General features: G+C 57.9%; 12 protein-coding genes. 3 read left to right on the forward strand and 9 right to left on the reverse strand.

Annotation, left to right across the window (positions count from 1 at the left end; genetic code table 11):
• From FJ970_RS26110 to FJ970_RS26120, 3 genes are all read left to right on the forward strand, one after another.
• Nucleotides 1-741: an ABC transporter ATP-binding protein gene (locus tag FJ970_RS26110; RefSeq protein ID WP_140763055.1), complete on the forward strand. Its 741-nt coding sequence runs from the start codon at nucleotides 1-3 to the stop codon at nucleotides 739-741.
• A 230-nt stretch (nucleotides 742-971) separates the two neighbouring features.
• The gene (locus FJ970_RS26115; protein WP_140763058.1) at nucleotides 972-4,829 is read left to right on the forward strand and encodes a glycosyltransferase; all 3,858 of its coding nucleotides are present in this window, start codon (nucleotides 972-974) and stop codon (nucleotides 4,827-4,829) included.
• A gap of 250 nt (nucleotides 4,830-5,079) precedes the next feature.
• Entirely contained in the window at nucleotides 5,080-6,333 is a 1,254-nt protein-coding gene (locus FJ970_RS26120; protein ID WP_227791918.1) for an IS5 family transposase, read from the forward strand.
• A 49-nt stretch (nucleotides 6,334-6,382) separates the two neighbouring features.
• Here the strand turns inward: FJ970_RS26120 and FJ970_RS26125 are convergent, their stop codons facing one another.
• The 9 genes from FJ970_RS26125 to FJ970_RS26165 all read right to left on the reverse strand — a co-directional run bounded on the left by FJ970_RS26125 (nucleotide 6,383) and on the right by FJ970_RS26165 (nucleotide 14,980).
• Nucleotides 6,383-7,009, reverse strand: a complete 627-nt coding sequence (locus FJ970_RS26125) for a class I SAM-dependent methyltransferase (protein ID WP_140760966.1) — start codon at nucleotides 7,007-7,009, stop codon at nucleotides 6,383-6,385.
• Nucleotides 7,010-7,032: 23 nt separating this feature from the next.
• Nucleotides 7,033-8,007: a hypothetical protein gene (locus FJ970_RS26130; RefSeq protein WP_140760968.1), complete on the reverse strand. Its 975-nt coding sequence runs from the start codon at nucleotides 8,005-8,007 to the stop codon at nucleotides 7,033-7,035.
• A 240-nt stretch (nucleotides 8,008-8,247) separates the two neighbouring features.
• Entirely contained in the window at nucleotides 8,248-9,162 is a 915-nt protein-coding gene (locus FJ970_RS26135; RefSeq protein WP_140760970.1) for an NAD-dependent epimerase/dehydratase family protein, read from the reverse strand.
• 99 nt (nucleotides 9,163-9,261) lie between these two features.
• The gene (locus tag FJ970_RS26140; RefSeq protein ID WP_140760972.1) at nucleotides 9,262-10,527 is read right to left on the reverse strand and encodes a class I SAM-dependent methyltransferase; all 1,266 of its coding nucleotides are present in this window, start codon (nucleotides 10,525-10,527) and stop codon (nucleotides 9,262-9,264) included.
• Nucleotides 10,524-11,426: a dTDP-4-dehydrorhamnose reductase gene (gene rfbD / locus FJ970_RS26145; RefSeq protein WP_140760975.1), complete on the reverse strand. Its 903-nt coding sequence runs from the start codon at nucleotides 11,424-11,426 to the stop codon at nucleotides 10,524-10,526. The genes FJ970_RS26140 and rfbD overlap by 4 nt, the downstream gene beginning before the upstream one ends.
• Entirely contained in the window at nucleotides 11,423-12,493 is a 1,071-nt protein-coding gene (gene rfbB, locus FJ970_RS26150) for a dTDP-glucose 4,6-dehydratase (protein WP_140761116.1), read from the reverse strand. Before rfbB ends, rfbD begins: the two co-directional genes overlap by 4 nt.
• 29 nt (nucleotides 12,494-12,522) lie before the next feature.
• Complete coding sequence (gene rfbC, locus FJ970_RS26155) at nucleotides 12,523-13,077, reverse strand: dTDP-4-dehydrorhamnose 3,5-epimerase (RefSeq protein ID WP_140760977.1); 555 nt, start codon at nucleotides 13,075-13,077, stop codon at nucleotides 12,523-12,525.
• Nucleotides 13,078-13,959, reverse strand: a complete 882-nt coding sequence (gene rfbA, locus FJ970_RS26160; RefSeq protein WP_140760979.1) for a glucose-1-phosphate thymidylyltransferase RfbA — start codon at nucleotides 13,957-13,959, stop codon at nucleotides 13,078-13,080.
• 208 nt (nucleotides 13,960-14,167) lie between these two features.
• Nucleotides 14,168-14,980, reverse strand: coding sequence for a class I SAM-dependent methyltransferase (locus tag FJ970_RS26165; RefSeq protein ID WP_140760981.1), 813 nt, complete (start codon nucleotides 14,978-14,980; stop codon nucleotides 14,168-14,170).
• Nucleotide 14,981: the final 1 nt, after the last annotated feature.

Below are 14,981 nucleotides of genomic sequence, written 5' to 3' on the forward strand. Positions count from 1 at the left end.
ATGGTCTCTATCAAGCTGGATAATGTCAGCCTTGTTTACAAGCTGCACGACAAGCTGACTCTGTCCGCTCCGGATCGGCGCGTGGGTGGGCCTGGCGGTAGAATTGAGGGCTCGGGCCGAAAGCAGTTCGTGCAGGCGCTCGATGGCGTCAGTTTCGAACTCCGTGCCGGGGATCGGTTAGGCCTTGTCGGCCCGAACGGAGCTGGCAAAACCACGCTTCTCAAGGTGCTCTATGGAATCTACGAACCCTCCGGGGGAAGCATAGCGATCGAAGGCAAGGTCGACGCTCTCTTCAACATCAACATAGGCTTTCGACGGGAGGCCACCGGGCGCCGGAATATTGTGCTGCGCGGGTTAATCAGCGGATGGACGGAAGCCGAGATCGAAGAGAAGATGGAGGACATCATCGCCTTCAGCGAGCTTGGCGACTTTATCGACCTGCCGTTCAAGGCTTACAGCCAAGGCATGGCCGCCAGACTGGCCTTTTCGGCGGCGACCGCGCTTGACCCCGAGATTCTGTTGATGGATGAGTGGATAGGCGCCGGCGACGCCTCTTTCCAGGAGAAGGCCAAAAGGCGCATGGACGAACTGGCGGAAAAGGCCGGCATCATCGTGCTGGCCAGCCACAGCGAGGCACTCATACAAAGTGTATGCACGAAGAAACTGACGCTCAAGAGCGGTCGGATAGAATCGCTGACGACGGCGCCGGTCAAGCGCGCCGGAAAGGTGGCTAAGCTTTAGATTTCCCAGTATCTTCCGGAAAATGACGGGCAAAAACAATCTTATTGGCGCGCGCCATTCCGCCTTGGCCGACGCACAGAATCTTTCTACAAGATTTTCGCGTTCGGGGGCGGATGAGAAGATATTCGACTAGCATAGGCAGTCTAAAGAACATATCGAATGGACGATGCGCCGGGTGCCATTTGGGGAAGGCATCGTTGGAGCAACGTTCGATGATGCGGAGATAGTTCATGGTCCCCTTGGCTCTACCGAAGCGTGTTTGCATCCTCGTTTTAGGCATGCACCGCTCTGGGACGAGTGCAATCACGCGCGTATTGAGTCTTTTGGGAGCCGCCCTACCTCACCACCTGATCAACGCTACGCCGACTAATGAGGCGGGTCACTGGGAACCTGCGCGGCTGGTGCAGATCAATGACAGCATGCTGACGGAGTTGTCGAGTCGTTGGGATGATTGGCGCGCCCTTGACCCTGCAACTCTGGACGCGGCGAAGCTCGCGCATTACAAAAGCGCTATCAAAGAAGCGATTGCAGCCGAGTTCGGAGATGCTTCGCTATTCGTGATCAAGGATCCGCGAATCTGCCGATTCGCACCATTTTATGAATCGATCCTGGCCGAGATGGGTGTGGCCACCCGATTTGTGCTCATTCATCGTAATCCCCTCTCGGTGCTGGCATCTCTCGATCGCCGCGATCAGATCTGCGCGAATTATGGGGCGCTGGTTTGGCTGCGGCACGTATTGGACGCCGAAACTTCGACGCGCAGCAAGGACCGGGTGTTGGTCAGCTACGAGCAACTGATGGATGACTGGTCGTCGGTGGCAAACGAGATCGCGACCGCACTCGGCATCAACTGGCCCGTTGGCGATCACGCCTCAGAATTGATCAATCAGCACTTGCGCCGGAGTCTTCAGCATCACGCCGCTTCACCCGCAGATTTCATCCCCAGGTCGCTTGTCGGCAGTGCGGTCAGGGAGACCTATCAGTCGCTCCTTGCTCTCTCCCATCCAGAGTCGGTCGACTCGGCGCTTGTAGTGCTTGATCGCGCCAAAGCGGCACTGGATGCTGGCGTACCTGTGTTCGCCGATGCACTTTTCGAGGAGATGGCAGTACGCCAGCAGCGCGAGACGTTCAACCGCGAGCGTTTGGAGCGGCTTGCGGCAAAACGCCAAGACGAGATGGAAGCGTTGGCCGGAAAAATCGAGGGCAACGACGCCCGTATTGCTTCGCTCGAGGAGTTGTGCCGCCAATCGGACCTGCAGCGAACCGAGCTTGCCAGACTGATAGCCGACGGTGAGAACCGGGCCGCCGTAATGGCAACACGTGAAGCTGGACTTTTGAGGGAACTTCAAGAACTTAGAGGCACGGTGACCGAACTTGAAACCCGAATCAACCAGGAGCGCGAATTTCTCCAGCGGCTAACAGCTGACAACGACAAGGTGAACGCGCAGATCACGAGGGAGAACGTCGAGCTTCAAGATCAGGTCAGGGCGTTATCGCAGGCACGTGATACAGCCCGCTCCGAAGAGCAACAGGTACGTGACATCCTCCAAGCTATTTACGTTAGCACATCATGGCGCATGACCCGTCCAATACGCGCGCTTAAGAAGAAAACCGCTGAGTTCCGATCAGTGGCAACCGGCGCGCTTCATCTCATCCGAGAAAGACGATTGACTCCCGCGACTATCGCGAGGGGCGTCAGGCGACTGCCGAGGTTGATCAGCGAAGGTAAGCTCTCCAACCCGACCAGCTTCTCCGAACTGACCGAGACGCTCGAGGCTCAGTCTGTTTCCCGTATCCAGAGTGCGTTCGATCGGGAATTCTACCTTCGAAACAACCCCGACATTGCAGCGTCAGGCGTAGATGCGCTCTCGCATTTTCTTGCCCATGGCTGGAAAGAGCACCGCGATCCTTCAGCCGACTTCTCAGTCTCATATTACCTTCAACGCTATCCCGATATAGCGCGGGCAGGGATCAATCCGTTCATCCATTACGTCTTGCATGGCCAGGCGGAAAAGCGGACGGCTCTGTCCTACAAACGGCGCTTGGGGCGAAGCGGAATTCGACCTAAGGTCACAGCCATAGTTCCCAACTACAACCATGCTCGTTTTCTTGACCAGCGGTTGGAGTCGATACTGTCACAGACTTACGAAAACATAGACATCTTCATTCTCGACGACTGTTCACAGGACAAAAGTCGCGAAATCATCCAGCGATACTGCGACCTCTACCCCGATCGCGTGCGATCGCTTTTCAATGCGCAGAATTCTGGCAACGTCTTTCGCCAATGGCGCAAGGGTATCGAACAAAGCGAAGGCGACATCATTTGGATCTGCGAAAGCGATGACTTCTGTGAACCCGACTTTGTCGAGCGTTTGATTCCACATCTTCGTGATCGCAGCGTTAACTTGGCCTTCGGTCGCATTCAGTTCTGCGATCAAAACGGAAGGCCGCGGGCCGGCCTTGATCAGTACCGCGAGGGTGCCGAGGCTGGCATCTGGAATGAGTCGATGGTCCGTCCGGCATCAGAGTGGTTTACCCACGGGTTCGGCGTCAATAATTTGATAGCCAATGTTGGCGGATGCCTCTGGCGTCGTCAGATCTTGCCGGCCGCAGTCTGGGCGGAAGCAGAGTCATTCTCGGTGCTCGGCGACTGGTTTCTGTACTGTCATTTGGCCGGCGGTGGAAACGTCGCCTATGAACCTAACTCAGTAGCGTATTTTCGACAGCACGGGCGGAACACCTCGGTCAGTGCATTTAAGAGCGCACACTACTATAAAGAACATCATCGACTGATGCTGCTACTCCGCAAGACATGGGGTGTGCCCAACGAGACCGTCGAGCGCTTCGTGTCAAAGGTGGAGTTTCAATACAAGCACTTCGAACTTGAGCAAAAGCTCGGCCCATTGAGCTTGCATGTCGACAGGCACGCGCTCCTGACGGTCAAGCGCCAGCGCCCACACATCATGTTGGCATTTCTAGGCTTTCATACCGGTGGCGGGGAGCTATTCCCAATCAACCTCGCGAATGAATTGCACGCCCAAGGTCATCTTGTTTCCATGCTCGCGCTGGACATGAGCAACATCAATCAGCACATGATGGAGTCACTCAATCCCGCCATCGCAGTTTATGATGCCGATCAGGTAGCGGAAGCCGGTGCAGATCGCTTCGTGGCAGAGGCAGGAGTTTCGCTGATCCACTCACATATGGCGCTTCTCGAAATATTCTTCTTTGAGCATATGAAATTTACGGCCAGCATTCCTTACGTCGTGAGCCTGCATGGATCATATGAGAGCGCGGATCTGAGCGTCGACTTTCTGAAACGCTTCGCCAAGGACGTGACGCATTGGGTGTACACGGCGGATCGTAACCTGGAGCCCTTCAGAGCGGTGTCCATTCCTGAAACCAAGCTGACTAAACTTGGCAACGGCATGCCTCGTGACGACATGCCTTTTCCGCAGACTCGTCGGGAAATGGGAATAGCCGACGATGCCGTCGTATTTACCCTCGTAGCGAGGGGAATACTGCGTAAAGGCTGGAGGGCGTCGATTTCTGCTTTCATCAAACTTCGGGACCGTCATCCCGAGCGGCAGCTACACCTGCTACTGTGCGGCGATGGCGAGCAAGCCGCCAATCACCAACGCACCTACGGCTCCGAACCAGGTATCACCTTTCTCGGCTACCAGTCGAGAATTCCTGGACTTTATCGGATCAGTGATGTGGCTCTCGTCCCAAGCCGCTTTGGAGGCGAGTCGTTCCCTCTGTGCATAATCCAGGCCATGCAGACCGGCACTCCGGTCATATCCACGCGGGTGGGAGAGATAGAACACATGGTGGCTCCTCATGGACATCCTCCATGCGGCCTCATCATAGATCCAGTGCGCGATACCGACCATTTCATCCAATTGCTGGAAACCGCGATGGAAGACATGCTGTCAGACACCTTGCGCAAGAAGTGCGCAAAAAGCGCAAAAAAACTTGGAGAACGCTACAGCATATCCAGCGTAGCAAAAGACTACGTTCGCATCTACAACGACACTATGCACTTATTGGATTCCGATTCTAATTTCCTGAAGAAAGTCGTGAATTAGAGCGGACAACGTATCGATAGTATTGATTCAGTGAAACCCTGAGGGACCGAGCGCGGAAGGTAACCGAGCTAGTCGTCGGTGAACTATCCGCAAGGCTTTGATCTGGTTTCCTAATCGGCGAGGAATGCGGGAATAGCGTTGCAACATTTGCGGTGTCTGGTTGCCGTTTTCTTGCAATTCGATTTGACGATTCCCTTGTGCGCCGATGCGTGATTCACTCGTTTTGGCGGGCGAATCGAGGGGACGGCGAATGTCCAGGCCACGCGAGAAGCGCGAGACGGGAGAGCAGGACCTGTTCCGCTCCAGGCTCGATCAGATCATCAACATGAAGCACGAGTTGGTGCGGCTGGCGCAGGCGATCGACTGGCCGGTGCTGGAGGAGCGTTTCGGCGCGGTCTATTCGGACGGTCCTGGCATGCCGCCCTTGCCGACGCGACTGATGGCGGGCCTTGCGATCCTGAAGCACACTTTCGACTTGTCGGACGAGGAGCTGTGCGCCCGCTGGGTGGAGAACCCCTACTTCCAGTATCTGTGCGGTGAAGAGTTCTTCCGCCACGAGCTCTCCTTCGAGCGCTCATCGATGACGCGCTGGCGCCAGCGCATGGGCGAGGAGCCGATCACGGCGCTCCTGCAAGAAAGCCTGGCGGTGGCGGTCAAGAGCGGAGCGATGAAGCCGGCCGATACGCGCCGGGTGATCGTCGACACGACCGTGCAGCCGAAGAAGAACGTGATGTTCCCCACCGACGCCAAGCTCGTCAATCGGGCGCGCGAGCGGCTGGTGCGGCTGGCCAAGAAGGCGGGGCTCGATTTGCGCCAGACCTACGTGCGGGTCGGCAAGCTGGCGCTGATCAAGCACCAGCGCTACGCGCACGCCAAGCAGTTCAAGCGGGCCAACAAGGCGCTGCGCAAGCTCAAGACCTATCTCGGCCGCACCATTCGCGACATCTCCCGCCGGATCACCGGCCAAACGGACCTCGAGGCGAGCTTCAAGTGGCCGCTCTACCAGGCCTCGGCGGTTCTGGAGCAACGTCAGCGCCAGCGCGGCCGCAAAATCTACAGCCTGCACGCCCATGAGGTCGAGTGCATCGGCAAGGGCAAGGCGCATGCCCCTTACGAGTTCGGCGTCAAGGTCTCGATCGCCACGACGCTCGAACGCTCGAAGGGCGGCCAGTTCGCCCTGCACGCTAAGGCACTGCCCGGTCGCGGCCACAACGCACCTGAAAGCCACAAGCTCAGGGTCTTCACCGCCGGCCAGAAGCGCCGCGTCACACCTGCCATCAAGCGTCAGATGCGCAGGCGATCGGCAGTCGAACCCGTCATCGGCCACATCAAGGCCGAGCACCGCATGGGCCGCAACTACCTCGCCGGCGAACAGGGCGACGCCATCAACGCCATCCTCGCCGCCGCCGGCTACAACTTCTCGCTCCTGATCAAATGGTTCAGGCTGCTTTTGTGGCTTCTCATCACAGCACTCCAAAGCCGCCCCAGATCCAGCGCAGCCTGACCCACTTCATTGTTCACGGACGACGAGCTAGACTAAGCAGCCGCGTCTATCATTCCTTCAACCTGACTAGTGCGGCGCCACGATAGAAGGTGATAAAATCAATTCTTGGGAAAAGCGACTGCTGGAATGCGTCAGGCTCTTCGGTCAAATTCAAAACCCGCTGCCCTACAACAAGCCGAGCAAGTCTTTGGAGGTAGGCCGCTGCGGACTCGGTTGCCCCTCCATGATAGTGAGGGACATATTTCCCATAGCTCGTGTCCAAGTCCTCGACAATGTAAAAGCCGCCTGGCGTCACGGTGCCGATCAGCTTCTGAAACGTCAGGATCTGGTGGGTCCAGACGTGCGAACCGTCATCGACTATGATATCGAACGGCCCTTTGGCTACTAGCAAATCGAGATCTTGAACCTTTGACTGATCGAGGATTTCAATTCGTATCCTGTCTTGCTCATGTGCCTTGGTGCCGGGGTCAATATCGACACCGACGATCTTGCCATTGCGAAAGTAGTCCTGCCACGTTCTAACAGAGTCGCCGTCTAGTACCCCTATCTCCAGCAGCTTCACCGGTTTTTCGCGCAACGGGCCGAGAAATCGATCGTAGAAGTTGAGGAAGTTGTTCTGGTCCGAGCGCTTATCTGTGCCGTGGCGGCCGCCAATCTCGTCAAGTGTTTCGTGCATGAAAAGAATTCTCCTATTTTATCTCACTTGCCGATGGTGCGTTTATGTACTGCGTTCAAATCGGCCCTGAGTTGGGCTATCTCCTCAGCCATGCGCCCCATGCCTTCCAGCAGGCAGGCAATAGCAAAATCATGCTCATCTGTCTGAGAAAACCCGCTAACCGCCGTTCGTTCGCCGCGCCCTTCCGCCAAGAGGCTGCTGGCAATTTCGGCTCCCAGCAGCGAAACGTTCTCATCGTAAAAGCGGTCCATGATCTTTGCTGATAGATCGGCCGTAAGCTTGAACCTTTCCGAAACGCCAAGCCTTGAGTAGGTGGACACGAACTGCTCAATCTTCCGATCATGCGCGTCGTCGTAAACGGTCCTGTAGCGAGATAGAAGATCAATAATTCGGAAGTCAAAGGAGGGGTTCATCTCGCTCGGAAACTCTGAATAGCCTCCATCATCGGCGAGGCCGAGCCAGTTTAGGGTTTCAACTTTCAAAGATGGCTTGGTGTCGAGCGTAATTGTCTTCACGGTTTTCGCAACGCGGGCCCATGCAGAGACCGTTTTTGCAAACCCAGGCTCCCCTCGCTGGATCGCAGCGTCGATGTATTCCCCAAGGCTTTGCCCTGTCTTAGAGTACCATTGCTTCCAGGATGAGTAGAGCCAATCGTCCTGCCTTCGAATGACATGGAAAACATGGATATCGAAGTACTGGGCAACCTCTTTGAATAGCTGAGCGGCGACAGGGTTGCTTAGGTTCTCTGCAGCGATCAGGCCATCGTGTCGTCCGAGCCTTTCAACAGCTCGCAAAACGGCTTCACCGGAGAGATCGTTCCGATCGATTAAGTCCTGAAAGAAGAAGATCGGGTTATCGCCTCGGGAGCCGAAAACAAGGCTCTGATCGGAGACCAGAATGCCGTACTCGTTTAGCCGTGTGGCATTCTCGAAAATGAATGACTGAATCGACGTGCTTGCGCATTTTCCTGCGCCGACGTGAAGGAATAGCTTCGGCATATTGTCCCAATCTGTCTCGGGTTTGGACAACCCTATTCAGGGCAAGCAACTCGACCTGTCAATCGCCCCCCCCAAATGACAGCGCCACATTGGTGGCTATTTGGCGCCCGCTCAAGCCAGGCAGCTTTGAGCAAAGGAGACGCGAAGAACAACCTACAAAGGATCGCCGCACGAACACGACAGCATCTTCGATGACGGCACAGACCACGACCGACTTTTTCAGTACTGCCCGGCCTAAGCTCACTTCGCAAGCGCGACGGTGTTTCGTATTCCCTCGCTAAATGGAGTGGTGGGTCGCCACCCGAGCATCTCCTCCGCAAGGGAAATGTCCAGGCTGGCGATATCGACATCTGTGCTTCTGGACCCAACGTATTCGCGCTGGAAGATGTGACCCGTCAAACCCTCGATCGCCTCCACTATTTCCAGTACGGAGCGCGTCTCGCCGCTGCCGATATTGATGACTGCGCGCGGCGCACCAGGAAGTGCCAGAGCCGCCTCTATCGCGTCGATCACATCGTCGATGTAGAGATAGTCACGCATAGCCTTGCCATCGCCGAATATGCGGATGGGCAACCCCTTGCGCCAGTGGTCCAACAGCATAGGAACAAGGCCCTGACCTTTGCGGAAGATTTGGCCAGGCCCATAGGGATTTGCCAATCTCAGGATTACAAAGTCTAGACCGTCGACGTGGCCGTACATCTGGATATATTTTTCCACGATGAGCTTCGTCAGACCATGCGAGTTGATCGGGTTAAGCATAGATGTTTCCGGCGTCGGAACCGGTGCATCCGGTCCATAGATTGTCCCGCCGGACGACAGGAATACATAACGCTTCACTCCAGCCTGCAGGCATGTATGTAGGAATTTGACATGGGGAACTACGTTTTCCTCGATATCAGCAATGGTGTGATCGTTCCTCATTCCAGGACTTGAGGTCGAAATGAGTTGCACGACTGTCTCGACTCCTTCCAGCGAGGACGCCATGGCTATCGGCTGACGAAAGTCGCTCTCTACGAACTCGGCGCGCGCTCCCAGTGAACCCAAGAGTTCGGGGTCAAATCGCCTGGACACTGCACGGACAGGCACACCATTCTGAGCTAACCGCCTCAGCAGATGCCGACCAATGAAGCCGTTTGAGCCGTAAATTCCAATCATACCAATTCGACCTAATATATATCATCGACGCCAAGTATACCGTGCGCAACTGGATGGCTTTAAGCGAGCAGCACCGCTGATGGAAAGGAACAACTCAGCCTATTTCCCTGAGCTTAGCCACCATTCCAGCACCCGAGCCGGACTTAAATTCCGTAGCACCCACCTAAGATTCGTCGAAAGCGTTCGAAGCGGTGCGGTGATCCGCCAACTCGTTGAGTCTTTGAATTCTTGAACTAAGACTTCATGTTCTGTCAGCTTCGACTCAAGCGCATACTTCACCGTGTGCGCTAGGGACAGTTCTCCTTGCAAGACTTTGATCTCCGCGATGTTCAATATGGCTTCGGCCTTCTGCTGAGCGATAGCCAGTTCATCGGCTCGAATCTGTTCGCGCGCTACTGCTATCTTATCGGAAAGCGCCACTATATGGGCCGCCTGATGTTTTATCAGTTCTCGATTGGTCCCAATTTCCTCTTCCATAGTCGCTGCGCGCAGCGACCAAACGCTCTCGGTTTCATCGGCTGGCCTGCTCACTGTGCCGTCCAAGGGCATGATGCTTCCTTCGACGAGCGCAGTCAGGCCCGCCATAAGGCGCGCGCCCAACACATTTTCCTGAATTGGCCGCTTAGCTACGATGCAAAGCGAGTTCAAGAATTCGACGGAATGAACCGAAGCGAGAGAAGCTTCATCGAATGTAGCTTTGTGCCTGTCCGCAAAGGTGGTCAGGACATCGACTCGAAGACGCTTCAGTCCCCAATGCTCGTGGTTGATCACATCAAGCAGGCGTTTAAAGAACGACATCGAGGAAAGCGGATCGTAGAGGCCGCCCCCGAACCTCTGCCAGTAACTGCAATGCAAATCCTCCGCTATATACAGTCCACCATCGGTGGAATGCGGGAAATAGCGAGCGAAAGAACGCACTATATCGGACGACAAATGCGATCCGTCATCGATTATGATATCGAACTTCGGCGACCTGGCAAGGATGTCCCGTTCCACCTCATCGGTATTGGCATCACCTATAACGATCGAAATCTTCTCATCGTCGAACACCAGATTTGCGCAGGCCGGATTCACATCGCAGCCAATGATAAGTTCCGCGTTGGGAAAATATTTTCGCCAAATCTCGAGTGAACCACCATTCTGGACCCCAATTTCCAGAATTCGAACAGGCCTGTTTCGATATTGCGCGAAAATTCGGTCGTATGTTTCAAGATAGATCGACCATTTGTCCGAAACCTTGCCACTATGGGCTTTGTACAGGTCACGAAGTGAACTGTCCCGTGCTTCGGCTCGCTTGGACTCTATCCCAGCTTTCGATCCGCCCTCACCAATAGCTTGCCGCTCAGGCATAGGATGCTTGTTCATGCGGTCAATGCCCGTTTGGTCTCGTCAACCACCAGCCGGCGCACTACCTCCTCCGCCGACTTCCGCCAGTCCGGCGCGTTCCATGCGAACACGCCCGCGAATTTCGCGCTCGATAGCCGGGAGTTGGCGGGGCGGCGGGCCTTGGTTGGGTAGTCCATCGTGGTGATATCCCGTACCCGCGCCCAGGGGCCACCAGACTTCAGGCTTGTGTCGAGGATATGACGGGCAAAGCCGCTCCAGTTGGTCTCGCCCGTGCCGGCCAGGTGATAGGTGCCGAACGCGGCGAAGTCCTTGTCACGGTGCAGCATGGCGGCCGCATGCAGGATCGCGTCGGCGATATCGAGCGCCGATGTGGGATTTCCCCATTGATCGGCCACCACCGAAATCTCGTCGCGGTCGGCGGCGAGCCGCAGCATGGTTTTCACGAAATTCCTGCCGAACGGGCTGTAGACCCAGGCGGTGCGCAGGATCAGGTGGCGCGGGTTGGCGGCCGCTACCGCCTGCTCGCCGGCGAGCTTGGAGGCGCCGTAGACACCGAGCGGCGCCGTCGGGTCGGTTTCGACATAGGCGCCGGCCCTGGTTCCGTCGAAGACATAGTCGGTCGAAAGATGAATGACGGGAATACCGAGCCGCGCCGCGGCCTCGGCCACCTTGCCGGCACCGGTCGCGTTCACCGCGAAGGCCAGATCGGGCTCGTCCTCGGCCTGATCGACTGCGGTATAGGCGGCGGCCGACACGACGATATCGGGCTTCGCCGCCGCGATGGCGTCGATGACGGTGTCGGGTCTTGCCAAATCGAGCTCCGGGCGACCGAGGGCGACGACCTCCGTGCCCGCGCGGCCGGCCCCCAGCAGGCTCGCCGCGACCTGGCCGTCGCGTCCGGTGACGAGGAGCCTCACGCGCCCACCTTGCGTGCTTCGCCCAGCCTTTCGCCGGCATAACGCTGTTCGCGGATCGGCCCCCACCACCATTTGTTGTCGAGGAACCAGTCCACCGTCCTGGCAAGGCCGCTGTCGAAATTCTCCCTCGGCGTCCAGCCGAGTTCTCGGCTTATCTTGGTGGCGTCGATGGCGTAGCGGCGGTCGTGGCCGGGACGGTCGGTGACGAAGGAGATCAGCTCGCGGTAGCGCCTGCCGCCGGCGCGCGGACGCCTGGTGTCGAGCAGGTCGCAGATCGTCTCGACGACGGCGAGGTTGGTGCGTTCCGAATTGCCGCCGACATTGTAGCTCTCGCCCGGATGGCCTTTCGTGGCGACGAGTTCCAGGGCACGCGCATGATCCTCGACGAACAGCCAGTCGCGCACATTGGCGCCGGCGCCATAGACCGGCAGCGGCTTTTCGTCGAGCGCGTTGAGAATGACCAGCGGGATCAGCTTCTCGGGGAAATGATAGGGACCGTAATTGTTCGAACAATTGGAGAGCACGACCGGCAGGCCGTAGGTCTCGTGCCAGGCACGCACCAGATGGTCCGAGGCCGCCTTCGAGGCGGAATAGGGCGAGGACGGCGCGTAGGGCGTCTCCTCGACGAACATGCCGCCGTCGAAAGGCAGGTCGCCGAACACCTCGTCGGTCGAGACGTGGTGGAAGCGGAAGCGGCCCTTTTTGTCGCCGGACAGGCCGCGCCAGTATTCGAGCGCGGCATTGAGCATCTTGTAGGTGCCGACGATGTTGGTCTCGATGAAGGCGCCCGGCCCATCGATCGAACGGTCGACATGGCTCTCGGCGGCGAGGTTCATGACGATGTCGATATCGTCGCGGCGCAGGAGATCGAGCACCGCCCTCTCGTCACAGATGTCGGCCTGGGCGAAGCTGTAATTGTGGACATTCTCGATCGGCCGCAGCGAGGCCAGGTTGCCCGCATAGGTCAGCTTGTCGAGATTGGTCACGCGGTAGGCCGGGTTGGCGCACAGATGCCGGCATACCGCCGAACCGATGAAGCCGGCACCGCCCGTCACCAGAAAATTCATGCCGCCGTCCTTATGCACCACACACTCCATCAGGCGAACACCTCGGCCGCGGCCAGCGTCGGCGCCTTGAGGTCCTTGTCGGAAAGCTGGAACCCGCCGGCCAGCGACGGCCATTCGATGCCAATGGCGGGATCGTCGAAACGGATCGAGCGGTCATGCTCGGGCGAATAGGTGTCGGTCACCTTGTACAGGACCTCGGTGTCGGGCACGAGCGTGACGAAGCCGTGCGCGAAGCCCTTTGGCACCAGGATCTGGTTGCCTTTTTCGGCCGACACTTCGAGGCCGACCCATTTTCCGAAGGTTTTCGAGGCGCGGCGGATATCGACCGCGATGTCGAAGATGCTGCCACGGATGACGCGCAGCAGCTTGTCCTGGGCGCGCGGCGCAAGCTGGTAGTGAAGCCCGCGCAGGACGCCCGGGGCAGCGGAATAGGAGTGGTTGTCCTGCACGAACGTCAAATCGATGCCGGCCCGCGAAAAGCGCTCGGCATTGTAGGTTTCCATGAAGAAGCCGCGTGCGTCGCCATGGCGTTTCGGAACGATTTCCAGCACCCCGTCGATGCCCAGGGATCTCACCTCCAGCATCTAGCCCTCCGAAAGATCGGCGACACGCCGGCGCAGATAGGCGGCGTACTCGTTCTTTCCCAGGCGGGTCGCGCGCTCCAGCACCATGTCCGCCGTCAGCCAACCCTGTTCGAAGGCGATCTCCTCCGGGCAGGCGACCTTGATGCCCTGGCGGTGCTCGATCGTGCGCACGAAGGAAGAGGCTTCGTGCAGGCTGTCATGGGTGCCGGTGTCGAGCCAGGCATAGCCGCGGCCCAGCCGGTGAACATGGAGCTGGCCGCGCTCGAGATAGACATTGTTGACCGCCGTGATCTCGATCTCGCCGCGCGCCGAAGGACGAATGGTCGGGGCGATGTCGACGACGTCGTTGTCGTAGAAATAGAGACCGGTGACGGCCCAGTTGGACTTCGGCTTCTGTGGCTTTTCCTCGATCGTCAGCGCGGTTCCGGTCGCCTTGTCGAAAGACACCACGCCATAGCGTTCGGGATCCTCGACATGGTAGGCGAACACCGAAGCCCCCCTCTGGCGCGAAGCCGCGGCGCGGCAAAGCTGCGACAGCCCGTCGCCAAAATAGATGTTGTCGCCCAGGATCATCGACACGCTGTCCTTGCCGATGAAATCGCGGCCGATGATGAAGGCTTCCGCGAGGCCATTGGGCTGCGGCTGCTCGGCATAAGACAGTGCCAGCCCGAAGTCCGATCCGTCGCCGAGTAAAGCACGGAAAGCCGGCAGATCACGAGGCGTCGAAATGATCAGAATCTCTCGTATTCCCGCGAGCATCAACACGCTCAGCGGATAATAGATCATCGGCTTGTCGTAGATGGGAAGAATTTGCTTAGAGACTGCTAATGTTAGCGGATAAAGACGCGTTCCACTGCCTCCAGCAAGGATAATTCCTTTCAAGAAGCTCTCCTCGACATGCCAAAGCCCCCCGGCCCTGAGTGCCTGTGCTTAGGTTTCATGCATTGGCTTGTCAATGCGGCACACGACAAACGTGTCGGCCATGTTGAATACCGTCCATCGACGGGCGCCTCCCGCTTCGGCCGGACCCGCCTGATCCCATCCTGGCAAGGCCGAGGCCCCGATCACCGTAGGGCAGACATACCAACATTTAGGCCACAGCCATGATTACATGCGCCTGGATTTTGGCGGCAACTTCGCCACTGCCATGTCTGTCGGCAATGGCGGATGCCGCGTAGTCGGTTGCGGCGTCCAGTTTTCCAGCGTCCCTGGCCTCGATTTCGCTGCGAAGAACGGTGCCCTGACAATAAGCGACGGCCGGAAGGCGCGGCGAGGATGCGCGGCTTTGTTCGGCTGTCGTCTCGATCGCAACGTCGGAGAAACCCGCATCCTCTAGGTCGCGACGGATCAGCGCCTTATCGTGGTAGCCGTGCGGCGTGCGTGCCAGGAAGCGCGGCGGATCGTCGGGAAAAATCCGCGCCAGCGCATTGGTCACGTCATCGGCGAACACATTCTCCTCGATGCGATCCCATACGTTGAACAAGAACCGTCCTCCCGGCTTCAAGACCCGCCTGGCTTCGCGGTAGGCGGAGGTGCGGTTTGGAAAGAACATCGCACCGAACTGGCAACAGACGAGATCGAAGGCCGCATCCTCGAACGGGAGCGCCATCGCATCCGCCTGGCGCCATTCGATGCGGCTGTCGGGTGTCTGTCGTGAGGCGGCATAGTCGAGCATCGGCTGGTTCAGGTCGGTCACCAAATAGCTTGCGCCAGGGGCCAATCTTGGCGCCAATGCGCGGGTGACGACCCCGGTGCCCGCGGCGATTTCCAGGACCGCGCCCGGCGACAGAGCCGCGGCTCGTTGCGCGATATCGACGGCGAACGGCTCGAAAATCAAAGGCACCATGTAGCGGTCGTAGTTTTCCGGGATCGAGCCCGCGAACAGCTTGTCCGTTTCCAACATG

Source organism: Mesorhizobium sp. B2-1-8, from assembly GCF_006442545.2.
Classification (GTDB): Bacteria; Pseudomonadota; Alphaproteobacteria; order Rhizobiales; family Rhizobiaceae; genus Mesorhizobium.